Origin of the sequence: Pseudoxanthomonas suwonensis, assembly GCF_000972865.1 — a bacterium.
Taxonomy (GTDB): Bacteria; Pseudomonadota; Gammaproteobacteria; order Xanthomonadales; family Xanthomonadaceae; genus Pseudoxanthomonas; species Pseudoxanthomonas suwonensis_B.
In genome coordinates this window covers 3405298-3429332 of sequence record NZ_CP011144.1, presented here as the reverse complement: position 1 = coordinate 3429332, position 24035 = coordinate 3405298, and the positions used below count along the sequence as shown (strand labels likewise).

At 68.3% G+C, this 24035-nt stretch carries 17 protein-coding genes, 1 tRNA gene and 2 pseudogenes; all 20 read right to left on the bottom strand.

Features of this window, described 5'->3' with window-relative positions:
* Positions 1–69 precede the first annotated feature (69 nt).
* Positions 70–2175, bottom strand: a complete 2106-nt coding sequence (pnp, locus tag WQ53_RS14145; protein ID WP_052633352.1) for a polyribonucleotide nucleotidyltransferase — start codon at positions 2173–2175, stop codon at positions 70–72.
* Positions 2176–2359: 184 nt separating this feature from the next.
* Complete coding sequence (gene rpsO, locus WQ53_RS14140; RefSeq protein ID WP_052633351.1) at positions 2360–2620, bottom strand: 30S ribosomal protein S15; 261 nt, start codon at positions 2618–2620, stop codon at positions 2360–2362.
* Between the two features lie 196 nt (positions 2621–2816).
* On the bottom strand, positions 2817–3734 hold the full coding sequence (truB, locus tag WQ53_RS14135; RefSeq protein WP_052633350.1) for a tRNA pseudouridine(55) synthase TruB: 918 nt from the start codon (positions 3732–3734) through the stop codon (positions 2817–2819).
* Between the two features lie 121 nt (positions 3735–3855).
* Entirely contained in the window at positions 3856–4218 is a 363-nt protein-coding gene (gene rbfA, locus WQ53_RS14130) for a 30S ribosome-binding factor RbfA (RefSeq protein ID WP_052633349.1), read from the bottom strand.
* Between the two features lie 210 nt (positions 4219–4428).
* Positions 4429–6483 (bottom strand): annotated as a pseudogene (gene infB / locus WQ53_RS14125) (translation initiation factor IF-2); the annotation flags it as partial.
* A gap of 86 nt (positions 6484–6569) precedes the next feature.
* Positions 6570–7068: pseudogene (locus WQ53_RS17465) on the bottom strand (IF-2-associated domain-containing protein); the annotation flags it as partial.
* Between the two features lie 130 nt (positions 7069–7198).
* Positions 7199–8710, bottom strand: a complete 1512-nt coding sequence (gene nusA / locus WQ53_RS14120; RefSeq protein ID WP_052633347.1) for a transcription termination factor NusA — start codon at positions 8708–8710, stop codon at positions 7199–7201.
* A gap of 4 nt (positions 8711–8714) precedes the next feature.
* Complete coding sequence (rimP, locus tag WQ53_RS14115; protein WP_052633346.1) at positions 8715–9311, bottom strand: ribosome maturation factor RimP; 597 nt, start codon at positions 9309–9311, stop codon at positions 8715–8717.
* Positions 9312–9544: 233 nt separating this feature from the next.
* Positions 9545–9621, bottom strand: a tRNA-Met gene (locus tag WQ53_RS14110).
* A gap of 998 nt (positions 9622–10619) precedes the next feature.
* Positions 10620–12068: an NADH-quinone oxidoreductase subunit NuoN gene (gene nuoN / locus WQ53_RS14105; protein WP_052633345.1), complete on the bottom strand. Its 1449-nt coding sequence runs from the start codon at positions 12066–12068 to the stop codon at positions 10620–10622.
* Between the two features lie 13 nt (positions 12069–12081).
* The gene (locus WQ53_RS14100; protein WP_052633344.1) at positions 12082–13593 is read right to left on the bottom strand and encodes an NADH-quinone oxidoreductase subunit M; all 1512 of its coding nucleotides are present in this window, start codon (positions 13591–13593) and stop codon (positions 12082–12084) included.
* A 19-nt stretch (positions 13594–13612) separates the two neighbouring features.
* Positions 13613–15781, bottom strand: a complete 2169-nt coding sequence (gene nuoL, locus WQ53_RS14095) for an NADH-quinone oxidoreductase subunit L (RefSeq protein ID WP_052633343.1) — start codon at positions 15779–15781, stop codon at positions 13613–13615.
* A gap of 253 nt (positions 15782–16034) precedes the next feature.
* Complete coding sequence (gene nuoK / locus WQ53_RS14090) at positions 16035–16346, bottom strand: NADH-quinone oxidoreductase subunit NuoK (protein WP_052633342.1); 312 nt, start codon at positions 16344–16346, stop codon at positions 16035–16037.
* Positions 16343–16987 (bottom strand): NADH-quinone oxidoreductase subunit J, encoded by a 645-nt coding sequence (locus tag WQ53_RS14085; protein WP_052633341.1) that lies wholly within the window; start codon positions 16985–16987, stop codon positions 16343–16345. The genes nuoK and WQ53_RS14085 overlap by 4 nt, the downstream gene beginning before the upstream one ends.
* A 7-nt stretch (positions 16988–16994) precedes the next feature.
* Entirely contained in the window at positions 16995–17483 is a 489-nt protein-coding gene (gene nuoI, locus WQ53_RS14080) for an NADH-quinone oxidoreductase subunit NuoI (protein ID WP_052633340.1), read from the bottom strand.
* 3 nt (positions 17484–17486) lie between these two features.
* Positions 17487–18578, bottom strand: a complete 1092-nt coding sequence (nuoH, locus tag WQ53_RS14075) for an NADH-quinone oxidoreductase subunit NuoH (protein WP_052633339.1) — start codon at positions 18576–18578, stop codon at positions 17487–17489.
* On the bottom strand, positions 18575–20824 hold the full coding sequence (nuoG, locus tag WQ53_RS14070; RefSeq protein WP_052633338.1) for an NADH-quinone oxidoreductase subunit NuoG: 2250 nt from the start codon (positions 20822–20824) through the stop codon (positions 18575–18577). Before nuoG ends, nuoH begins: the two co-directional genes overlap by 4 nt.
* Entirely contained in the window at positions 20821–22194 is a 1374-nt protein-coding gene (nuoF, locus tag WQ53_RS14065) for an NADH-quinone oxidoreductase subunit NuoF (RefSeq protein WP_052633337.1), read from the bottom strand. Before nuoF ends, nuoG begins: the two co-directional genes overlap by 4 nt.
* An 11-nt stretch (positions 22195–22205) precedes the next feature.
* Positions 22206–22733 carry an NADH-quinone oxidoreductase subunit NuoE gene (nuoE, locus tag WQ53_RS14060; RefSeq protein WP_052633336.1) on the bottom strand — a complete coding sequence of 176 codons (528 nt, stop codon included), beginning with the start codon at positions 22731–22733 and terminating at the stop codon, positions 22206–22208.
* Positions 22730–24034, bottom strand: coding sequence for an NADH-quinone oxidoreductase subunit D (locus tag WQ53_RS14055; protein ID WP_052633335.1), 1305 nt, complete (start codon positions 24032–24034; stop codon positions 22730–22732). Before WQ53_RS14055 ends, nuoE begins: the two co-directional genes overlap by 4 nt.
* Between the last annotated feature and the right edge of the window lies 1 nt (position 24035).

Genomic DNA, 24035 nt, shown 5'->3' with positions numbered 1-24035 from the left:
GATCCCCCAAAAAAAAGGGAGCGGGCATAAGCCCGCTCCCTCATGAAACCACGCAATGTGCGTCCGGGTTCAGCCGGCCACGTCCTCGCCTTCCTCGACGGCCTTGATCGACAGGCGGATGCGGCCCTGCTTGTCGACTTCCAGCACCTTGACCTTGACCAGGTCGCCTTCCTTCAGTGCGTCGCTGACCTTCTCGACGCGGTCGTTGGAGATCTGCGACACGTGGACCAGGCCGTCCTTGCCCGGCAGGATGGTGACGAAGGCACCGAAGTCCATGATCTTGGCGACCTTGCCCTCGTAGATCCGGCCCGGCTCGACGTCGGACGTGATCTGCTCGATGCGGGCCTTGGCGGCCTGGCCGGCGGCACCGTTGACCGAGGCGATGGTGATGGTGCCGTCGTCCTGGATGTCGATCTGGGTGCCGGTTTCCTTGGTGATGGCCTGGATCACCGAACCGCCCTTGCCGATCACTTCGCGGATCTTGTCGGGGTGGATCTTGATGGTGATCAGGCGCGGCGCGAACTCGCTCAGCTCCTGGCGCGGCGACGTCAATGCATTGGCCATCTCGCCGAGGATGTGCAGTCGGCCGGCCTTCGCCTGCGACAGCGCCTGCTTCATGATCTCTTCGGTGATGCCTTCGATCTTGATGTCCATCTGCAGGGCGGACACGCCCTCGGCGGTGCCGGCGACCTTGAAGTCCATGTCGCCCAGGTGGTCTTCATCGCCCAGGATGTCCGACAGCACCACGAAGTCGTCGCCTTCCTTCACCAGGCCCATCGCGATGCCCGCCACCGGCGCCTTGATCGGCACGCCGGCATCCATCAGCGCCAGCGAGCTGCCGCAGACCGAGGCCATCGACGAGGAACCGTTGGACTCGGTGATTTCCGAGACCACGCGGATCGTGTACGGGAAGGCTTCCATGGTCGGCATCACCGCCAGCACGCCGCGCTTGGCGAGGCGGCCGTGGCCGATCTCGCGGCGCTTCGGGCCCATCATGCGGCCGGCTTCGCCCACCGAATAGGGCGGGAAGTTGTAGTGGAACAGGAAGTGGTCCTTGTACTCGCCGGCGACGGCGTCGATGACCTGGCCATCGCGCGCGGTGCCCAGGGTCACGGCCACGATCGCCTGCGTTTCACCGCGGGTGAACAGCGAAGAGCCGTGCACGCGCGGCAGCACGCTGACCTTGGAGGTGATCGGACGCACTTCGTCCAGCGCACGGCCATCGATGCGGACCTTGGTCTTGAGGACCGAGTTGCGCATGGTCTGGTATTCCTGCTCGCTGAACTCCTTGGACAGCTCGCCCGGGCTCCAGGCATTGCTTTCGGCTTCCGGCGCAAGCGTGCCCAGGATGGCCTTCTTCAGGCTGGAGATGGTGTCGCGGCGCTCCAGCTTGTCGCGCACTTGGAAAGCGCCGGCCAGGCTGTCGCCCACGGCGTGGCGCAGCGCTGCGATCAGGCCTTCGTTCTTGGCCGGCGGCTGCCAGTCCCACTTCGGCTTGCCGGCTTCGGCGACCAGTTCGTTGATGACCGCGATGACCTTCTGCATCTCGCGATGGCCGAACATCACCGCGCCCAGCATCACCTCTTCCGACAGCTCGGCGGCTTCGGATTCCACCATCAGCACGGCGTTGGCGGTGCCGGCGACGACGAGCTCCAGCTTGGAGGTCTTCAGCTCGCTCACGGTCGGGTTCAACACGTATTCGCCGTTGATGTAGCCGACCTTGGCGGCACCGATCGGGCCGTTGAACGGCGCGCCGGTCAGGGCGACGGCGGCGGAAGCACCGATCAGCGCCGGGATGTCGCCGTCGACTTCCGGGTTCAGCGACATCACCGTGGCGATGACCTGCACTTCATTGCGGAACTCTTCCGGGAACAGCGGACGCAGCGGGCGATCGATCAGGCGGGAGATCAGCGTCTCCTTCTCGGTCGCGCGACCTTCGCGCTTGAAGAAGCCACCCGGGATGCGGCCGCCGGCGTAGAACTTCTCCTGGTAGTCGACCGTCAGCGGGAAGAAGTCCTGCCCTTCGCGGGCCGACTTCGCCGCCACGGCGGTGACCAGCAGCACGGTGTCATCGAACTTGACGACGACGGCACCGCCGGCCTGGCGGGCGACTTCGCCGGTTTCCAGGGTGACCTGGTGCTTGCCGTACTGGAAGGTTTTGGTGATTTTTGCCACGTTGATTCCTTGAGGATGCTGCTGGCGGATAGACCGGATGCGACCCCTGCCGCATGCGGGTGGCCGGAAAGCCCGGCCGCTGGCGGATGTTGCGCTCCGGCGGGGCCGGAGTGACGTCGGAATTCTTTGCCGATGCCCGAAATGCAAACCGCGGCGCATCTCTGCGCCGCGGCGGGGTCTTGCATCAGCGACGCAGGCCGAGCTTCTCGATCAGGGCCTTGTAGCGCTCGTTGTCCTTGCGCTTGAGGTAGTCGAGCAGGCTGCGGCGGCGGTTGACCAGCTGCAGCAGGCCACGACGGCTGTGGTGGTCCTTCTTGTGGGTCTTGAAGTGCTCGGTCAGCTGCTCGATGCGGCCGGTCAGCAGGGCGACCTGGACTTCCGGGGAACCGGTGTCGTTGGTGCCGCGCGCGTTGTCGGCGATGATCTTCTGGGTGTCGATGGACATGGTGTGTTCTCGTGGATGCGAGGCCGGCAGGAACGCGCTGCGCGCACCGCCTGACCCGCCGCTTGCGGAAGACCGCCCCGCCCCCGATGGGAATGGGGGTAAAGGACGGAAAGGATTGCCCGGGAAAAAGGCGCGCGAATTGTACCTGCCGGCGCCTTGCGGGACAAGGCGTTGGCCGTGCACGCGCAGCCTGCGCTCAGGCCACGGCCCGGAACAGGCGCTGTGGCGACAGCCGCCCGTCGGCGTCGACCCGGGCCAGTCCCAGCGGCGCCCCGTCCAGGCCGAACACGCCGGCCGGATCGGCGGGCGGCCAGGGCCCCCGCAGGCGCTGCCCCTGGCCGAAGCGGACCGCCTCGGCCGGCGCCAGCTCGACCCGGGGAAAGTCGGCCAGTCCCGCCGCCAGCGGCAGCAGGCAGGCATCCAGCGCCGCTTCGCCACCGGTATGGGCCAGCGCCGCCAGCTCTTCCAGGGTACGCATCCGCGGCTGCCTGAACGGATCGACCCAGAGCCGGCGCAGGCTGGCGATGTGCGCCCCGCAGCCCAGCACCTCGCCCAGGTCGCGGGCCAGGCTGCGGATGTAGGTGCCGCTGCCGCAGGTCACCCGCAGGCGCAGGCGGTCCGGGCCGAAGTCGAGCAGTTCGATGGCCTGGACCACGACCTCGCGCACCGGCGCCTCGATCGCTTCCCCGCGCCGGGCACGGGCGTACAGCGGCTCGCCGCCCTGCTTGAGCGCCGAATAGACCGGGGCACGTTGCTGCAGGACGCCGGTGAACGGGGCCAGCGCGGCCTCAAGCACGGCGCGGTCAAGCGCCGGCATCGGCCGCTGGCGCAGGACCTGGCCGTCGGCGTCGTCGGTATCGGTGGTCGCGCCGAGCACGATCCCGGCCTCGTAGGCCTTGTCCGAGCCCAGCAGCAGGCCGGCCAGCTTGGTCGCCTCGCCGAAGCACAGCGGCAGCAGGCCGGTGGCCAGCGGATCCAGGCTGCCGGTATGGCCGCCCTTCTCGGCGCGGAACAGGCGCCGCGCCGCCTGCAGGGCGGCGTTGGAGCTCATCCCGGCCGGCTTGTCGAGCAGGAGGATGCCGTCGAGGGGGCGGAAGCGTCGTGGGGAATTCATGCCGGACCGGAGGGAGGCGCGGTTTTTTCTGTAGGAGCCGGGTTCAGCCGGCGACATGCCACGCCGGCACAAGCGACTCCCTCATGATTCCGACGCCCGTGTCGCCGGCTGAACCCGGCTCCTACGAATCGGAACCGGAGGGCGGGTTCTCCTTCAGCAGCGCTTCGATGCGCTCGCCGCGGTCGACCGAATCGTCGTAGTGGAAGTGCAGCTCGGGGACGTGGCGCAGCTTGACCCGGCGGGCCAGCTCGGTCCGCAGCACCTTGGCCAGCTCCTTCAGCGCCTTCACCGCCTCGGCCGAGCGTTCCGGCAGCAGCGCGGTGACGAACACCTTGGCGTGGGCCAGGTCGCGGCTGACCTCGACGTCGGAGACGCTGACCGACGGCAGTCCGTGTTCGCGCACGGCCTCGTGCACCAGCGTGCCCAGCTCTCGGCGCAGCTGCGCCGAGACCCGATCGGTGCGGTGGAAGGACTTGGTCGGCATGTCGGACTCCTCGCCGGGCGCGGCGGCCCGATCTCCTTGCCGGGCCGCCGCTGCGGCCCGTGGTGTTGCCCGCGGGCCGGCTGGCCGGTCCGACGGAGGGTGGCGCGCCCCGCTGCCGTGCAGGCACGTGGCGCTCCCCGGAAACGGCGGGACGGCCGCAGGGGCCGTCCCGTCATCGCGCAGGCGCCGGCGGCGCCGGCGGATGCACGGTTACAGCGTGCGCTGGACCTCGATGCGCTCGAAGCACTCGATCTGGTCGCCCGGCTTGACGTCGTTGTACTCCTTGACGCCGATGCCGCACTCGGTGCCGTTGCGGACCTCCTCCACGTTCTCCTTGAAGCGGCGCAGCGACTCCAGCTCGCCCTCGAAGACGACCGTGTTGTCGCGCAGCACGCGGATCGGCTTGTTGCGCTTGACCACGCCCTCGATGACCATGCAGCCGGCCACCGCGCCGAACTTGGAGCTGCGGAACACGTCGCGCACCTGGGCGATGCCGATGATCTCCTCGCGGATCTCCACGCCCAGCAGGCCCGATGCGACCTGCTTCACCTGGTCGATCACGTCGTAGATGATCGAGAAGTAGCGCAGGTCCACGCCGTTGGACTCGATGATCTTGCGCGCCGAGGCGTCGGCGCGCACGTTGAAGCCGATCACCGTGGCCTTGGTCGTGGCGGCGACGTTGGCGTCGGACTCGGTGATGCCGCCCACGCCCGAACTGATCACGTTGATCCGGATCTGGTCGTTGGACAGCGCGGTCAGCGACTGCTTGAGCGCCTCCACCGAACCCTGCACGTCGGCCTTGACCAGCAGGTTGAGGACCTGCTGGCCCTCGCCCTTGCCCATCTGCGCGAGGACGTCTTCCATGCGGTTGCCCGCGGCCTGGACCAGGCGCGACTCGCGGCGCTTGGCGTCGCGCTGCTGGGCCACGTCCTTGGCCAGGCGCTCGTCCTTGACCACGACGAAGTCGTCGCCGGCGTCCGGCACGCCCGACAGGCCGAGCACCTGGACCGGGATCGACGGGCCGGCCGAGGCCGGCTGGCCGCCGGTCTCGTCGAACAGCGCGCGGACGCGCCCGTACTGGATGCCGCAGACCAGGTAGTCGCCCTTCTTCAGCTGGCCCTGCTGGACCAGCACGGTGGCGACCGGGCCGCGACCCTTGTCCAGCGCCGACTCGATGACCACGCCGCTGGCGCGTCCGTCCGACACCGCCCTGAGCTCGAGCACTTCGGCCTGCAGCGAGATCGCGTCGAGCAGGTCGTCCACGCCGTCGCCGGTCTTGGCCGACAGCTCCACCATCTGGGTGTCGCCGCCGAAGTCCTCGGCCACGACCTGCTCGGCGAGCAGCTCGTTCTTGACCCGCATCGGGTCGGCGTCGGACTTGTCGATCTTGTTGATCGCCACGATCAGCGGCACGCCGGCCGCCTTGGCGTGCTGGATCGCTTCCTTGGTCTGCGGCATGACGCCGTCGTCGGCGGCCACCACCAGCACCACGATGTCGGTCAGCTTGGCGCCGCGCGCGCGCATCGAGGTGAAGGCCGCGTGGCCCGGGGTATCCAGGAAGCTGATGACGCCCTTGGGCGTTTCGACGTGGTAGGCGCCGATGTGCTGGGTGATGCCGCCGGCCTCGCCATGGGCGACCTTGGTGCGGCGGATGTAGTCCAGCAGCGAGGTCTTGCCGTGGTCGACGTGGCCCATGATGGTGACCACCGGCGGACGCGCGGCCAGATCGCCTTCGGCCTGCTCCACGTGCGCGAGCAGTTCGCTCTCGGCGTCGTCGCTGCCGGCACGGATCACCTTGTGGCCCAGCTCCTCGGTAACCAGTGCGGCGGTGTCGTGGTCGATGGTCTGGGTGATGGTGGCCATCACGCCCATCTTGAACATCGCCTTGACCACGTCGCCGCCCTTCAGCGCCAGTTTCTGCGCCAGGTCGGCCACGGTGATCGCGTCGCCGATCGCCACTTCGCGCACCACCGGCGCGGTCGGACGCTCGAAGCCGCCGGCGCCGCCGGCGGAGGACCCTCCACGCGTCTCCTGGCGACGCGGCTTGGGCTTGCTGCCCGGGCGCGTGCTGGTACGACGCGCGCGATCGGCGGCCGACAGGTGCAGCTGGCCGGCGAAACGGCTGGCCGCCGAATCGTCCTCGATGCCGGCGACCATGGCGTGCGAGCCACGGGTCTTGTGCTTGTGGCCGCGGCCGTCGTCGGCGCCACGGTCGGGCGCCGGACGGTGGGCGGCTGCCGGCGCGCGTGCCGGACGCGGGGCCGCGGCCTCGCCGTCGGCCGGGGGTCGCCCGGCGGGACCCTTCTGGCGCTCTTCCTCGGCCTGGCGCTGGGTGGCTTCGGCCTGGCGCTGCGCTTCCTCTTCCTGGCGCTTGCGCTCCAGTTCCTCGGCGCGGACACGGTCGACCTCGGCCAGGTGCTGCTGCTCGGCCAGGTTGCGCTGGCGCGACTCTTCCAGCTTGCGCAGGACCTCGGCGTGCTCGTCGCTGACCGGACCGGCAGGCCGGGCGGTAGCGGTGTCGGCGGCGTTCTCGCCGCCCTTCACGTAGGTGCGCTTCTGCCGCACCTCGACGTTGACCGTGGTCTTGCTGCGGCCGCCGCCGACGGTCAGCTCCTGGACCTTGCGCCGGGCCAGGGTGATCTTCTTCGGCGCGGCGATCTCCTCGGCCTGGCTGTCGCCCTTGCCGTGCGCGCGCTTGAGGAAACCGAGCAGCTTGAGCTTCTCGGCGCTGGTCACGACCTGGTCGGGGTCGCTGAAGGGCATGCCGGCTTCGGCCAGCTGCTCCAGCAGCTTCTCGACGGGGGTATTGACCAGCTCGGCGAGCTTGCGGATGGTGGTTTGCTGCGACATTCGGATCCTATGCTCTTGGTGGCGCCCCCTCGCCGAGAGCAAGGGAAGCGCGGATTCTAAGCCCTGGACGGTGCAGGGCGGTGTTCATCGCCGGATCATTCGCCGCGCTCCAGGCGGGCCCCTGTGGCGCTCATGCGCCACGCTCCAGACGGGCAATTTCCTCGGCGCGGGCGGCCAGGATCAACGCCGCTGCGCGGGCCTCGTCCAGGCCCTCGATGCCGAACTCGGCGACCTCGTCGGCGGCCAGGTCGGACAGGTCCTCGCTGGTGCGCACGCCGTGGCTGGCCAGGGCGAAGGCGGTCTCCTCGTCCATCCCCTCCAGGGCCAGCAGGTCCTCGGCCGGCTGGTGCTCGTCCAGCTCCTCCTCCACCGCCAGCGCCTCGTTGAGCAGGGCGTCGCGGGCGCGCGAGCGCAGTTCCTCGACGATGTCCTCGTCGAAGCCCTCCACCGCCAGCAGCTCGCCGACCGGCACGTAGGCGATCTCCTCGACCGTGCTGAAGCCCTCGGCCACCAGGATCCCGGCGATCTCCTCGTCGACCTCCAGCTTGTCCATGAACAGCTGGCGGGCCACGGCCTGCTCGGCTTCGGACTTGGCCGCGACCTGGTCCTGGGTCATGACGTTGAGCTGCCAGCCGGTCAGGCGGCTGGCCAGGCGCACGTTCTGGCCGCCCTTGCCGATCGCCTGGGCCAGGCGGTCCTCGGCCACGGCCAGGTCCATCGAATGCTTGTCCTCGTCGACGATGATCGACTGGACCTCGGCCGGGGCCATCGCGTTGATGACGAAGTTGGCCGGGTTGTCGTTCCACAGCACGATGTCCACGCGCTCGCCGTTGAGCTCGTTGGACACCGCCTGCACGCGCGAGCCGCGCATGCCGATGCAGGCGCCGATCGGATCGGTGCGGGTGTCGTGGGCGATCACCGCGATCTTGGCGCGGTCGCCCGGGTCGCGGGCGCAGGCCTTGATCTCGACCAGGCCCTGGCCGACTTCAGGCACCTCGAGCTTGAACAGCTCGATCATGAACTCCGGCGCGCCGCGGCTGATGAACAGCTGCGGGCCGCGGGGCTCGCTGCGGACCTCGTACAGGTAGCCGCGCACGCGGTCGCCGGTGCGTAGCACGTCGCGCGGGATGCCCTTGTCCTTGGGGATGAAGGCCTCGGCATTGCCGCCCAGGTCGACATAGATGTTGCCGCGCTCGGCGCGCTTGACCACGCCGGTGACCAGCTCGCCGACGCGGTCGGTCCACGCGTCCACGACCTGCTGGCGCTCGGCCTCGCGCACGCGCTGGACGATCACCTGCTTGGCAGCCTGGGCGGCGATGCGGCCGAACTCCGGGTTCTCGATCTGCTCCTCGATCCAGTCGCCGACCTCGACGCCGTCGGCCTCGTCGACCGCGTCCATCAGGCGGATCTGGCGATCGGGCGACTCCATAACCACGTCGTCGGCGACCACTTCCCAGCGGCGGAAGGTCTCGTAGCTGCCGTCCTTGCGGTCGATCGCCACGCGGGTGACCACGTCCTGGTCGACGTAGCGCTTCTTGGCCGCCGAGGCCAGCGCGGCCTCCAGCGCGTCGAAGATCACGTCGCGCGGCACGCCCTTCTCGTTGGCGACCGCATCCACTACCAGAAGAAGTTCCTTGCTCATCTATTTACTCCGCGTGCGGCTTGCCGGCCGCCGGCTTGTTGGAGGGTTGCTTGCCAATGCTCTTGCCCGTGCCGTGGCCGGGCTTGCCTTTCGAAGGCGAATGCTTGGTGGGCGCCAGGCCCAGCGCGGCCCAGTCGGGGACCAGCCGCGCCTTGTCGATGTTGTCGGCGGCCACCACGAACTCGGCGCTGTCCAGGCCGAACACGACCATGCCGTCCTCGACCCGCAGGATCGTGCCCTGCAGCCGGCGGCGGCCGTCCTGCGGCAGCTTCAGCCCGACCTTGGCCTGCTCGCCGAGGAAGCGGGCGAAATGCGCCGGGGTGAACAGCGGCCGGTCCAGGCCCGGCGAGGACACCTCGAGGGTGTAGTTGCCGGAGATCGGGTCGGCCACGTCCAGCTGCGCCGAAACCTCGCGGCTGACCGCCTCGCAGTCCTCGATGGTGACGGTGCGCGCATCGCCCTCGGCGGACGGCACGTCGATGTACAGGCGCAGGGTCGCGCCGCCGGGCGCCGGCAGGTACTCGATGCCGAGCAGTTCCAGGCCCAGCGACTCGACGGTCGGGCCCAGCAGCTGGGTGATTTCGCTGTGCTTGTCGCTCATTGCGGCGGCTACTCGAACGCAGGAACGGAACGGCGGGACATGCTTCGGGAAAAAACCGGACCCCGGAAACGACAAAGGGCCCGCTTGGGCCCCGTGTCCGACAGGAGGCCCGCCTGGGCTTCCCATCCGATGATGCTGGAATCGGCGCAACGGCGGGAACATGCGCCGTTGCAAGCCCAGGCTTTGCGGTTGCCGCCTGCCCACCAACACCGGGAAGACGGAACCGCGAAACGTGGTAGCGGGGGCAGGATTTGAACCTGCGACCTTCGGGTTATGAGCCCGACGAGCTGCCAGACTGCTCCACCCCGCAGCAGAGGCGGAATTATGGCGATCGGCGTGGCCTATTGCAAGCCTTAGGGGGCTCTTGGCCTGAATCGTACCGATCCGGCTGGGAACCCCTTGGCCCCTTTATACGGGGCGCCGTCCCGTTGGGGCTCGAAGCAAGCTAAAGCGGTGGCTTCGGACGGGGTAGTCGCGGCTTGCGGCTTGGAGCAAGGGCGCTGGCTTCGGAGGGGGTAGTCGCGGCTCACGGCTTGAAGCAAGGGCGCTGGCTTCGGAGGGGGTAGTCGCGGCTCACGGCTTGAAGCAAGGGCGCTGGCTTCAGAGGGGGTAGTCGCGGCTCACGGCTTGGAGCAAGGGCGCTGGCTTCGGAGGGGGCCATCGTGCCCAGAGGGGATGGCGCATCGCTCCGCTCCGGCGTCCTGCCTCCGAGTCGCGACCGCAGCACATCCATGTGCTGCTTGCGCCATCCCCTCTGGGCACGACGGCCTCGGGAGCTTTGAGGACGTGGCTTCGATTGGTGGAGCAACAGCAACCGCAAAAGCACCCCTCCCCGGCCCTCCCCTTCGCCTGCGGCGAAAGGGAGGGGGTAAACCCATGAAGGCGCCGCCTTCTGTAGGAGCGGGCATGACCGCGACACGGGCGTCGGAATCATGAGGGCGTCGCCTGGGCCGACGGCGTCGGGTCGCGGTCATGCCCGCTCCTACAGAAAGCCGTGCGCTGCTAATCGTCTGTGAACGGAGCCACGACCTGGAAGCTCCCGAAGACGTGGCGGGCCGGGAGTATTGCGGCAGCGGCCAGGGATGGCCGCGTCGGCGAGTCGGCACAGGGATGTGCCGTCGAGACGACCGCAATACTCCCGGCCTGCCACGGCTCAGCACGAAGCTGACCACACCCGGCGCTTTTGACCCTGCCGTTGCGGTTGCCGTAATGACGGTCGTGCAAAAGAAGAACCCCCGATGCTCTGGCACCGGGGGCTTCCCTGGATCGCCTGGATGTCTCGTGCCGACCCTGAGGCCGACACTGGAATCACATGAATGCGCGCTGGCACCACGCCAGGATCGGATTCAGGCCCAGCGGCAGCACCAGCAGCGCCAGCGAGTTCACGCCCAGGACGATGCCCAGCACGCGGTCGTTGTGCGCCGGCAGCGGCGCGCCGACCGGCTCGTCGAAGTACATCACCTTGATCACGCGCAGGTAGTAGAACGCGCCGACCACCGCGCAGGCCACGCCCAGCAGCGCCAGCCACAGCATCCCGCCCTGCACCGCCGCGCCGAGCACCGCCAGCTTGGTCCAGAAGCCCAGGAACGGCGGCACGCCGGCCAGCGAGGCCATGATGCAGAGGACCAGGCCCGCCATCCACGGGTTGCGCGCGTTCAGGCCCTTGAAGTCGTCGATGTTCTCGGCCTCGAAGCCCTGCCGCGACAGCGCGATGATCGCGCCGAAGGCCGCGGTCGACATCAGCGCGTAGGCGATCGCGTAGAACAGCGCCGCCGCGTAGCCGCGCTCGTCGCCGCCGGCCAGGCCCATCAGCAGGAAGCCGATGTGCGAAACGGTCGAGTACGCCAGCATGCGCTTGAGATTGGACTGGGCGATGGCCATCAGGTTGCCGACCACCAGCGAGATCGCGGCCAGGCCGGCCAGCAGCCACTTCCATTCGTCAGCCAGCGGGCCCACGCCCGTTTCCAGCAGGCGCCAGGCCATGCCGAAGGCGGCCAGCTTGGGCGCCGAACTGACGAACAGCGCGACCGGCGCGGTGGCGCCCTGGTACACGTCCGGCAGCCACATGTGGAACGGCGCGGCGCCGAGCTTGAACGCCACGCCGGCGACCATGAACACCGTGCCGGTCAGCAGCAAGGTGCGCTCGTCTGAGGTGGCGATGGCGGCGTTGATCGCGTCCAGGTGCAGGGTGCCGGTGGCGCCGTAGAGCAGCGACATGCCGTACAGCAGCAGGCCCGAAGCCAGCGAGCCGAGCACGATGTACTTCATCGCCGCCTCGGTGGCCTTGCCGTTGTCGCGGTCGGCGGCGACCAGCGCGTAGGAGCACAGCGCCAGCAGTTCCAGGCCCAGGTAGACCATGACCAGGCTGCCGGCCGAGACCAGCATCATCATGCCGGCGGTGGCGAACAGCACCAGCACCGGGATCTCGCCCTGGTACAGCTTGCGCTCGCGCAGGTAGCTCCAGCCATAGACCAGGGTTAGGCCGCTCATCAGCACGATCGCCAGCTTCATCACGTCGGCGGCGGTATCGCGCACGAACATGCCGTTGAACACCGTGCCCTGCCCGCCCGTGCCGGTGGCCAGCATCGCCAGCACCACCACCAGGATCAGCACCGACAGGAAGTGGGTCCAGACCTTGTGCCGGGCCTCGATGAACAGGTCGGCGATCAGCAGGGTGAAGGCGCCGCCGATCAGCACCAGCTCCGGCAGCAGCGGCAGCAGGTCGGCGGCGGTCGGCATGGCAGAGGGGATGGTCATCTTCGGGAAATCCTTACAGCTTGCTGGTGGCGATCTGGATCGCCAGTTGCGCGATCGACGGCTCCATCAGGTCGGTCAGCGGCTTGGGCCACACGCCCAGCAGCAGCACGCCGGCGGCGAACACGCCCAGGACCAGCGTCTCGCGGGTGTCGAGGTCCTTCATCTCGGCCACGTGCGCATTGCCGACCTCGCCGAAGAACACCCGCTTGTAGAGCCACAGGGTGTAGGCGGCGGTGATCACCAGGGTGGTAGCGGCCAGGAACGCGATGACCGGGTGCTTCTGGAAGCTGGCCAGGATCACCATGAACTCGCCGACGAAGCCGCTGGTACCCGGCAGGCCCGCGTTGGCCATGAAGAACAGCATGGCGAAGGCGGCGAACCACGGCATCACGTTGGCCACGCCGCCGTAGTCGGAGATGCGGCGGCTGTGCATGCGGTCATAGAGGACGCCGATGCAGGTGAACATCGCGCCGGAGACGAAGCCGTGCGAGACCATCTGCACCATCGCGCCCTGCAGGCCCAGCCGCGCCGCGTCGAGCGAGCCGAAGTCGCGGACCAGGGTGAAGACGATGAAGGTGCCCAGGGTGACGAAGCCCATGTGTGCGACCGATGAGTACGCGACCAGCTTCTTCATGTCGTCCTGGACCAGCGCGACCAGGCCGACGTAGACCACCGCGATCAGCGACAGCGCGATCACCAGCCAGGCCCACTCGTGGCCGGCGTCCGGGGTGATCGGCAGGTTGAAGCGCAGGAAGCCGTAGCCGCCGATCTTCAGCGCGATCGCCGCCAGGATCACCGAACCGGCGGTCGGCGCCTCCACGTGCGCGTCAGGCAACCAGGTGTGGACCGGGAACATCGGCACCTTGACCGCGAAGGCGATCATGAAGGCGAAGAAGATCCAGGTCTGTTCCCTGGCCGTGAGCGGCAGCGCGTACAGGTCGGCGAGCTGGAAGCTGCCGCCCTTGATGTACAGGTAGACCAGCGCCACCAGCATCAGCACCGAGCCGAGGAAGGTGTACAGGAAGAACTTCATCGCCGCGTAGATGCGGCGCGGCCCGCCCCAGACGCCGATGATCAGGAACATCGGGATCAGCATCGCCTCGAAGAACACGTAGAACAGGATCGCGTCGGTGGCGGCGAAGATGCCGACGGTCACGCCCTGCAGGATCAGGAACGAGGCCACGTACTGGTGCACGCGCTTGTTGACCACGCCCCAGGCGCCGATCAGCGCGAGCAGGCCGACCAGGGTGGTCAGCAGGATCAGCGCGATCGCAATGCCGTCCACGCCCAGGTTGTAGTGGATGCCCCAGGCCGGGATCCAGGCGTGCCGTTCGACGAACTGCATGCCCGGGTCGGCGTAGTCGAAGCCGGTCAGCAGCCGCAGGCTGGCCAGGAAGGTGACCAGGGCCACCGTCACGGAGGCCCAGCGGGCGGCCGACGCGCGCGCCTCGCCCAGGGCGAGGATCAGCGCGCCACCGATGACCGGCAGCCAGATCAGGACACTCAGCAGATGCGTGTTCGCCACGTCTCGTTCTTCCGTGCGGTCATTGCCAGAAACGCATGAGCACGGCCAGAAGTGCGATCAGGCCGATGATCATGGCGAAGGCGTAGTGGTAGAGGTAACCGGATTGGGTGCGGCGCAGCAGGGTCGCCGCCAGGTCGACCACGCGCGCGCTGCCGTTGACGAAGAAGCCGTCGATCACGGTGCTGTCGATCCAGCGCGAGATCCGGCCCAGCTTGACGCCACCGGCGGCGAAGCCGTCGATCCACAGCTTGTCGAAGCCGTACTTCTCCTCGAGGACCCGCACCACCGGCGCGAACGCGCGGCGCGCGCGGCCGGCCAGGTCCGGCTTCCACAGGTACAGCAGCGCCGCCAGCAGGAAGCCGGCCACGGTCAGCCAGAACGCCGGCATCAGCATGCCGTGCAGGGCGTAGGCGACCGGACCGTGCCAGTACTCCTCGCCGACCGCGGCGACGGTGTCGCGCGCAGGATCGATGAAGTCGATGGCACCGGTGAAGTAGGTCACCAGCTGACCCGGGATCGCCGCTTCATGGCGGGCACCCAGCCAGTCGGTGCCGAACAGCATCGGACCGGCGGTGAAGAAGCCGATCAGCACCGACGGAATCGCCAGCAGGATCAGCGGCACGGTCACCACCCAGGGCGATTCATGCGGTTCGTGCGAGCCATGGTGGCCATGGTCGTCGTGGCTGCCATGGCCGTGGTCACCGTCGTCGTGCGCGTGGACCTGCGCCTCGGCGTCGGTATGCGCCGAGGCGCCGTGCGACTGGACGTGCTCGACCTGCGGGTCGCGGAAGCGCTCCCGGCCGTGGAAGGTCAGGAACAGCAGGCGGAAGCTGTAGAAGCTGGTCACGATCACGCCGCCCAGCACCGCCCAGTAGGCATAGTTGGGGATGAACCATGCCCAGCCCGTCGCGCCGTCGACGGCGTGCGCGTGGTGCGCAGCGGCCTCGATGATCGTGTCCTTGGAGTAGAAGCCGGAGAAGAACGGCGTGCCGATCAAGGCCAGGGTGCCGAGCACGCTGGTCCAGTAGGTGATCGGCATGTACTTGCGCAGGCCACCCATCTTGCGCATGTCCTGCTCGTGGTGCATGCCGATGATCACCGAGCCGGCCGCCAGGAACAGCAGTGCCTTGAAGAAGGCGTGGGTCATCAGGTGGTACACCGCGCCGGAATACGCCGACACGCCCAGCGCCACGGTCATGTAGCCCAGCTGCGACAGGGTCGAATAGGCGACCACGCGCTTGATGTCGTTCTGGACGATGCCGATCAGACCCATGAAGAACGCGGTGGTCGCGCCGACGAACAGCACGAAGGCCAGCGCGGCGTCCGAAAGCTCGAACAGCGGCGACATGCGCGCGACCATGAAGATGCCCGCGGTCACCATCGTCGCGGCATGGATCAGCGCCGAGATCGGGGTCGGGCCTTCCATCGAGTCCGGCAGCCAGACGTGCAGCGGCACCTGCGCCGACTTGCCCATCGCGCCGATGAACAGGCATACGCAGATGATCGTGGCCACGCTCCAGGCGTGTCCCTCGAAGATCTGCACGTAGGCACCCCGCAGCTCCGGCGCCTTGGCGAACACGGTGGCGTAGTCCAGGGTGCCGAACCACAGCAGCACGCCGGCGATGCCCAGCAGGAAGCCGAAGTCGCCCACGCGGTTGACCAGGAACGCCTTCATGTTGGCGAACACCGCGCTCGGCCGCTTGAACCAGAAGCCGATCAGCAGGTACGAGACCAGGCCCACCGCTTCCCAGCCGAAGAACAGCTGCAGGAAGTTGTTGCTCATCACCAGCATCAGCATGCTGAAGGTGAACAGCGAGATGTAGCTGAAGAAGCGCTGGTAACCCGGGTCGTCGGCCATGTAGCCGATGGTGTAGATGTGGACCAGCAGCGAGACGAAGGTGACCACCACCATCATCATGGCGCTCAGGCGGTCGACCATGAAGCCGACATGGGCCGAGTAATTGCCCACCTCGAAGAAGGTGTAGACGTTCTGGTTGAACGGCGAGGCGCCGCCGGCCACCAGCTGGTACAGCACCCAGGACGACAGCGCACAGCTGACCGCCACGCCGAGGATCGTCGCGAACTGCGCGCCCTTGCGGCCGACCTGGCGTCCGAACAGACCCGCGATGATGCTGCCCAGCAACGGGGCCAGCACGATCAGCAGCAGGTGGGTTTTGGAGATGATCATGGTGTGCCGTCTGTTCCAGTACGTGCCTGTCGATGCTTCCGGCCGCGCGGACCGGGGTCCGCCGCGGGCGCATGCCGCAACTTCCAAACTTCTGCCGGCGCGCTGCCTTGCCGGGTGGCTGCTTCAAAGCCGAAGCGCCGTGCAATCGTTGGTTCCCCGCCATCCATGGCGGTACCGCGTGGGCTCCGGAGAACCCTGCCCGGCCATCCATGGCCGGGCGTTGAGCCCGATCGAACCAGTGGTTCGATCGGGCTCAGCCCTTGAGCGTATCCACCTCGCCGACGTTGATCGTGCCGCGGGTACGGAACAGCGCGACCAGGATCGCCAGGCCGATGGCCGCCTCCGCGGCGGCCACCGTCAGGATGAAGAACACGAAGATCTGCCCGGCCGCATCGCCCAGCTCGCGCGAGAACGCGATGAAGTTGATGTTGACCGCCAACAGCATCAGCTCGATCGACATCAGCAGGACGATGACGTTCTTCCGGTTGAGGAAGATGCCGGCCATGCTGATGCAGAACAGGACCGCGCCGAGCGCGAGCAGGTGTCCGAGAGTAATGCCGATCATGCCTGGCCCTCCCCTTCCGCCGGCGCGGCGGCCGGCGCCGGCTTCTCCGCCGGCATCGACACCATCCGCAGGCGGTCGCCGGCCTTGACCCGCGACTGCTCGGACGGGTTCTGGGTCTTGATCCCGGTGCGCTTGCGCAGGGTGATCATCACCGCCGCGATCACCGCCACGGTCAGGATCACCGCGGCGAACTCGAACGGCAGGATGAAGTCGGTGAACAGGTAACCGGCCAGCCACTTGGTGTTGGACAGGTCGGCGGCGGCCGAGGCGGCGTTGTCCGGGAACGGCGCGGCGGCGCGGGCCTTCACCCCGATCAGGGCCAGCATCTGCACCAGCATCACCACCGCGACCAGCAGCCCGACCGGCAGGAACTTCACCCAACCCTCGCGCAGGGCGGCCACGTCGATGTCCAGCATCATCACCACGAACAGGAACAGCACCATCACCGCGCCGACGTAGACCAGGATCAGGGCCACGCCGAGGAACTCGGCGCCGACCAGCAGCCACACGCAGGCCACCGAGAAGAAGGTGAGGATCAGGCACAGCACCGCGTTGACCGGGTTGCGCACGCTGATCACGGCGCCGGCGGATACGACCGCGGTGGCGGCGAAGGCGTAGAAGGCGATCTTGATCCAGTCCATCGTGGCCTCAGCGGTAGGCGGCGTCGGCGGCGCGGCGCTCGGCGATCTCCGCCTCCAGGCGGTCGCCGATCGCCAGCAGCTGCGGCTTGGTGACGATGTTCTCGCCGCGCTTCTCGAAGTGGTACTCCAGCACGTGCGTCTCCACGATCGAATCCACCGGGCAGCTTTCCTCGCAGAAGCCGCAGTAGATGCACTTGAACAGGTCGATGTCGTAGCGCGTGGTGCGGCGGGTGCCGTCCTCGCGCCGGGTCGAATCGATGGTGATGGCCAGCGCCGGGCACACCGCCTCGCACAGCTTGCAGGCGATGCAGCGCTCCTCGCCGTTCGGGTAGCGGCGCAGCGCGTGCAGGCCGCGGAAGCGCGGCGACTGCGGGAACTTCTCCATCGGGTACATCAGCGTGTACTTGGGACGGAACAGGTACCGGAAGGTCAGCCCCAGGCCCTGGAGCAGCTCCAGCAGCATCAGGCTCTTGAAGTAGTGGACGACTTTGTTCATCGGTCAGGCGCCCTTCTCGAACACGCCATAGAACACCAGCAGCGCGGTGACCGCGATCCAGGCGATCGTGATCGGTATGAAGACCTTCCAGCCCAGGCGCATGATCTGGTCGTAGCGGTAGCGCGGGAAGCTGGCGCGGAACCAGATGTAGGCGCTGGCGAAGAAGAACACCTTCAGCAGCGTCCACGGCCAGCCGCCCTTCCAGATCCAGTCGATCCACGGCGACACGTCGCCGGTGACCCAGCCCTGGATCGGGCTCAGCCAGCCGCCCATGAAGAAGATCGTGATCAGGAAGCTGACCAGGATCATGTTGGCGTACTCGGCCAGGAAGAACAGCGCGAACGCGGAGCCCGAATACTCGACCATGTGCCCGGCCACGATCTCCGACTCGCCCTCGACCACGTCGAACGGCGCGCGATTGGTCTCGGCCACGCCCGACACCCAGTAGACGACGAACAGCGGCAGCAGCGGCAGCCAGAACCACTCGAAGAAGCCGGCGTTGCCCGACTGCGCCAGCACGATCTCGCTCAGGTTCAGGCTGCCGGCGGCGATCATCACGCCGACCAGGGCGAAGCCCATCGCGATCTCGTAGCTGACCACCTGCGCGGCCGAGCGCATCGCGCCCAGGAACGCGTACTTCGAGTTCGAGGCCCAGCCGGCGATGATCACGCCGTACACGCCCAGCGAGGTCATCGCCAGCAGATACAGCAGGCCAGCATTGGCGTTGGACAGGACCAGCTGGTAGTCGAGCGGAACCACCGCCCAGGCCGCGAACGCCGGCGCCAGCACGATCAGCGGCGCCAGCAGGTACATGGTCTTGTGCGCGCTGGAAGGCTGGATGACTTCCTTGAACAGCAGCTTGAACACGTCGGCGAAGGCCTGGAAGATGCCCATGCCCACGTACATCGGCCCGTGGCGCACGTGCATCCAGCCGATCAGCTTGCGTTCCCAGACCACGTAGAACGCCACCGAGATGATCACCGGCATGGCGATCGCCAGGATCTTGAGCACGATCCAGATCGCCGGGCCGAGCTCGCCCAGCCCGAAGAACCATTCGCGCAGCGGGGCGACCGCGTTGATCAGCAGCTCGTTCATGCCTTCACCACCTCGACCCGGCCCGCGCCCAGCGGCGCGGTGGCGCCGTGGCCGCCCTCGATCCATGCCACGCCCGCCGCGACGCGGTCGTCCACTTCCACCGGCAGCGTCGCCGTGCCGCTGGCGCCCCTGACCTTGGCCACCGTGCCGCCGGCCAGGCCGGCGACGCCGGCATCGGCCGGGTTCAGCACGATGCGCGCCTCGACGTTGAGCGGATGCGCCTGCAAGGCAGGCGCGCGGCGGACCACCGCATCGGTGCGGTAGATCGCCGGGACCAGGGCCAGCTCGAGCCCGCCCGTGCCGGCGTTGCCGGCGCGGCCGGCGCTGACATCGACCCGGTGCCCGCCCTCCAGCAGCGCGCGCGCGCCGGCCAGGTCGGTGAACTCGAAGCCCGGCAGGCCCAGTTCGCCGCCCAGCGCGCGCAGCACGCGCCAGCCCTCGCGGGCCTGGCCCGGCAGCTTGCCGCCGGCGTGCGCGGCCTGCTCGATGCCGTCCAGGTTGGTCAGCGTCGCCTCGATTTCCGGCAGCGCGCCGACCGGCAGGATCACGTCGGCCACCGCGCGGGTGGACTCGCAGGCAAAGTGGCTGAAGGCCACCACCTGCGCCGCGTTCAGCGCCTTCAGCGCAGCAGCGGTGTCGGCGAAGTCCAGGCCAGGTTCGATGCCGTACAGCAGGTAGGCGGCGCGTGGCTCGGCGAACATCCCGACCACGTCGCGCGCGGCCGGCAGCACGCCCGCACGGGCCAGGCCCACGGCATTGGCGCCCTGCGGGATCCGGCACAGCGAGGCGCCGGTGGCGGTCACGAACTCGCGCGCGGCGGCGCGGATCGCGGCCGCCTGCGGATGGTTCTCGGCGATCGCGCCGACGATCACCACCGCGCGGGTCGCGTCCTTGGCCGCTTCGCGCAGCGCGGCGTCGCCCAGCGCTTCGGCGAAGCGCGACGGCGGCACGATGGCCTTGCCGGCCAGGTCGAAGGTGAAATCGAAGTCCACCGGGTTGACCGCGTGGATGCGCGCATTTCGCTTGACCTGGGCCTGGCGCAGGCGCGCGTGCAGCAGCGGCAGTTCATGGCGCAGGTTCGTGCCGACCAGCACGATCACGTCGGCCTGGCCGACCTCGGCCAGCGGCAATGCGAACGGCTCGGCCACAGCGGCGTCGGAGAAGTCGCGCGCGGCGATGCGGTGGTCGACATTGCCACTGCCCAGTTCCCGGGCCAGCAACGCCAGCAGGCCGCCCTCCTCGTTCGAGGTCGACGGATGGGCGAGCACGCCCAGCGCGTCGCCCGGGTTCGCGCGCAGGATCTCGGTCGCCGCGGCCAGGCCCTCGGCCCAGGAGACCTCGCGCCACTGCCCGTCCACCTTGCGCAGCGGCGCGGTGGCGCGGTCGGCGGCGGACAGGCCCTGGTGTGAGTAGCGGTCGCGGTCGGACAGCCAGCACTCGTTGACCGCCTCGTTGTCGCGCGGCACGGTGCGCAGCACTTCGCCGCGGCGCACGTGCAGGTGCAGGTTGGAACCCATCGCGTCGTGGTAGCCGAGCGATTCCTTCGCGGTCAGCTCCCAAGGGCGGGCGCGGAACTGGAACACCTTGTTGGTCAGCGCGCCCACCGGGCACACGTCGATGACGTTGCCGGACAGCTCGGTGGTCAGCGGCTTGCCGTCGTAGGTGCCGATCTGCAGGTTCTCGCCGCGGTACATGCCGCCCAGCTCGTAGGTGCCCGCGATCTCGCCGGTGAAGCGGATGCAACGGGTGCACTGGATGCAGCGGGTCATCTCGGTGGCGACCAGCGGGCCGATGTCCTCGTCCGGCACCACGCGCTTGCGCTCGACGTAGCGGCTGACCGAACGGCCGTAGCCGAGCGAGACGTCCTGCAGCTCGCACTCGCCGCCCTGGTCGCAGATCGGGCAGTCGAGCGGGTGATTGATCAGCAGGAACTCCATCACGTTCCGCTGCGCCTTCAGCGCCTTCTCGTTGCGGGTGAAGACCTTCAGGCCGTCCATCACCGGGGTGGCGCAGGCCGGCGACGGCTTCGGTGCCGAGCGCCCGCCGACCTCGGTGTCGACCAGGCACATGCGGCAATTGGCCGCCACGGCGAGCTTGTCGTGGTAGCAGAAGCGCGGGATCGGGATGCCGGCCTTGTCGGCGGCATGGATGATCATCGAGCCCTTGGGCGCGGCCAGCTCAACCCCGTCGATGAAGACGGTGACGTGGTCGGGCGGCAGGTTCGGATTGACGGGCTGCGCGCTCACGCGGCCACCTCCAGGCTGGAGCGCACCACGGTCCCGTCGCGCTCGTCGTCGACCAGGAAGCGGCCGTTGACGATCGCGTACTCGAACTCGTGCCAGTAGTGGCGCAGGAAGCCCTGCACCGGCCACGCCGCGGCCTCGCCGAAGGCGCAGATGGTGTGGCCCTCGATCTGGCCGGCGGCCGCGCGCAAGGTGTGCAGGTCTTCCAGGGTGGCCTTGTGCTCGGCTACCCGGGTCAGCATGCGGTACATCCAGCCGGTGCCCTCGCGGCACGGCGTGCACTGGCCGCAGCTTTCCTTGAAGTAGAAGCGGGCGATGCGCTGGCAGGCGCGGACCATGCAGGTGGTGTCGTCCATGACCACGACCGCGCCCGAACCCAGGCCGGAACCGGCCTTCTGGATCGCGTCGTAGTCCATGGTCAGGCCCATCATGGTCTCGCCCGGCAGCACCGGCATCGACGAGCCGCCCGGGATCACGCCCTTGATCTTCCTGCCCTCGCGCATGCCGCCACACAGCTCCAGCAACTCGGCGAACGGCGTGCCCAGGCGGATCTCGTGGTTGCCCGGGCGGGCGACGTGGCCGGAGACCGAGAAGATCTTGCAGCCGCCGTTGTTGGGCTTGCCCAGGTTCATGAACCACTCCGGGCCGTTGCGCACGATCGCCGGCACCGAGGCGTAGGTCTCGGTGTTGTTGATCGTGGTCGGCCGGCCGTACAGGCCGAAGTTGGCCGGGAACGGCGGCTTGAACCGAGGCTGGCCCTTCTTGCCTTCCAGCGACTCCATCAGCGCGGTCTCTTCGCCGCAGATGTAGGCGCCCGCACCCAGCGCGTTGTACAGGTCGATGTCCACGCCCGAGCCGAGGATGTCCTTGCCCAGCCAGCCGTTGGCGTAGGCCTCGGCGGTGGCCTCCTCCAGGTGCTCGAACGGCTCGTGGTGGAACTCGCCGCGCAGGTAGTTGTAGCCCACGGTCGAACCGGTGGCGTAGCAGGCGATGGCCATGCCCTCGATCACCGAGTGCGGGTTGTAGCGCAGGATGTCGCGGTCCTTGGCGGTGCCCGGCTCGGACTCGTCCGAATTGCAGAGGATGTACTTCTGCATGTCGCCCTTGGGCATGAAGCTCCACTTCAGGCCGGTCGGGAAGCCAGCGCCGCCGCGGCCGCGCAGGCCCGACGCCTTGACCATCTCGACCACGTCGGCCGGCGGGATCTTCTCGGTCAGGATCCTGCGCAGCGCCTGGTAGCCGCCGGTCTTGAGGTAGTTCTCGTACGACCACGGCTTGTCGAAGTGCAGCGTCGTGTAGACCGCCTGGTGCTCCTTCGGGGCCGGGCCGACCGGGCCGTAGCCCTCGGACACCTTGGGGGTGTGGTGCGCCATCTGGGGTGGCCTCACTTCAGTCCGTCGAGCAGCTCGTCCACCTTCTCGGCGGTGAGCTTCTCGTGGTAATGGCCGTTGATCACGACCACCGGGGCACCGCAGCAGGCGGCCACGCACTCTTCCTCGCGCTTGAGGTAGACGCGGCCGTCGGCGGTCGATTCGCCCAGCTTGCAGCCGAGCTTCTTCTCCGCGTGCGCGACCAGCTGCTCGGCGCCGTTGAGCCAGCAGCTGATGTTGGTGCAGAAGGCGACATTGTTGCGGCCGACCTGCTGGGTCTCGAACATCGAATAGAAGGTGGCGACCTCGTAGGCCCACACCGGCGGCAGCTCCAGGTACTTGGCCACGCCGGCGATCAACTCGTCGGTCAGCCAGCCGCCGTTCTGTTCCTGGGCCGCGTGCAGCCCTTGCAGCACCGCCGACCGCTTGCGGTCGGGCGGGAACTTGGTCAGCCAGTGGTCGATGTGCGCGCGGGTGTCGGCGCTCAGGACGACCATCGGGTCGACGTGGCGCGCGTTCTCGAAATTACCGGTGGCCTTCATCGATCCACCTCACCAAACACAAGGTCATAAGTACCGATCATTGCCACCACGTCGGCCAGCATGTGGCCGCGCACGATCTCGTCCATCGAGGACAGGTGCGCGAAGCCCGGGGCGCGCAGGTGCACGCGGAACGGCTTGTTGGCGCCGTCGGAGACCAGGTAGCAGCCGAACTCGCCCTTGGGCGCCTCGACCGCGGCGTAGGTCTCGCCGGCCGGCACGCAATAGCCTTCGGAGAACAGCTTGAAGTGGTGGATCAGCGCTTCCATGTCGTCCTTCATCTCCTCGCGCTTGGGAGGGGCGACCTTGAAGTTCTGGACCATGACCGGGCCGGGATTGGCCTTCAGCCACTGCACGCACTGGGCGATGATCCGGTTGGACTGGCGCATCTCGGCGATGCGGACCAGGTAGCGGTCGTAGCAGTCGCCTTCCTTGCCCACCGGGATGTCGAAGTCCACCGCGTCGTACTTGGCATAGGGCTGCTTCTTGCGCAGGTCCCACTCGATGCCCGAGCCGCGCAGCATCGCGCCGGTCATGCCCCAGGCGCGGGCCTGCTCCGGGGTGACCACGCCGATGCCGACGGTGCGCTGCTTCCAGATGCGGTTGTCGGTGAGCAGGGTCTCGTACTCGTCGACGCGCTTGGGGAAGTCGCGGGTGAAGTGCTCCAGGTAGTCGAGCAGCGAGCCCTCGCGCGCCTCGTTGAAGCGCTTGAGCTTGGCGCCCTTGTGCCAGGGCGACTCCTTGTACTTGGGCATCTGCCCGGGCAGGTCGCGGTAGACGCCGCCGGGGCGGTAGTAGGTCGCGTGCATGCGCGCGCCGCTGACCGCCTCGTAGCAGTCCATCAGCTCCTCGCGCTCGCGGAACGCGTACAGGAATACCGCCATCGCGCCCAGGTCCAGCGCGTTGGAGCCGAGCCACATCAGGTGGTTCAGGATCCGGGTGATCTCGTCGAACATGGTGCGGATGTACTGCGCCCGCTCCGGCGCCTCGATCCCGAGCAGGGTCTCGATCGCGCGCACGTAGGCGTGCTCGTTGCACATCATCGACACGTAGTCGAGCCGGTCCATGTAGCCGATCGACTGGTTGAAGGGCTTGGACTCGGCCAGCTTCTCGGTGCCCCGGTGCAGCAGGCCCACGTGCGGGTCGGCGCGGACGATGGTCTCGCCGTCCATCTCCAGGATCAGGCGCAACACGCCGTGCGCGGCCGGGTGCTGCGGGCCGAAGTTCATCGTGTAGTTGCGGATCTCCTGCCGGGGAACCTCGGCGGGAGCGGCGGCGGCGGGCCGCGGGGCGTCGTCGTGCATC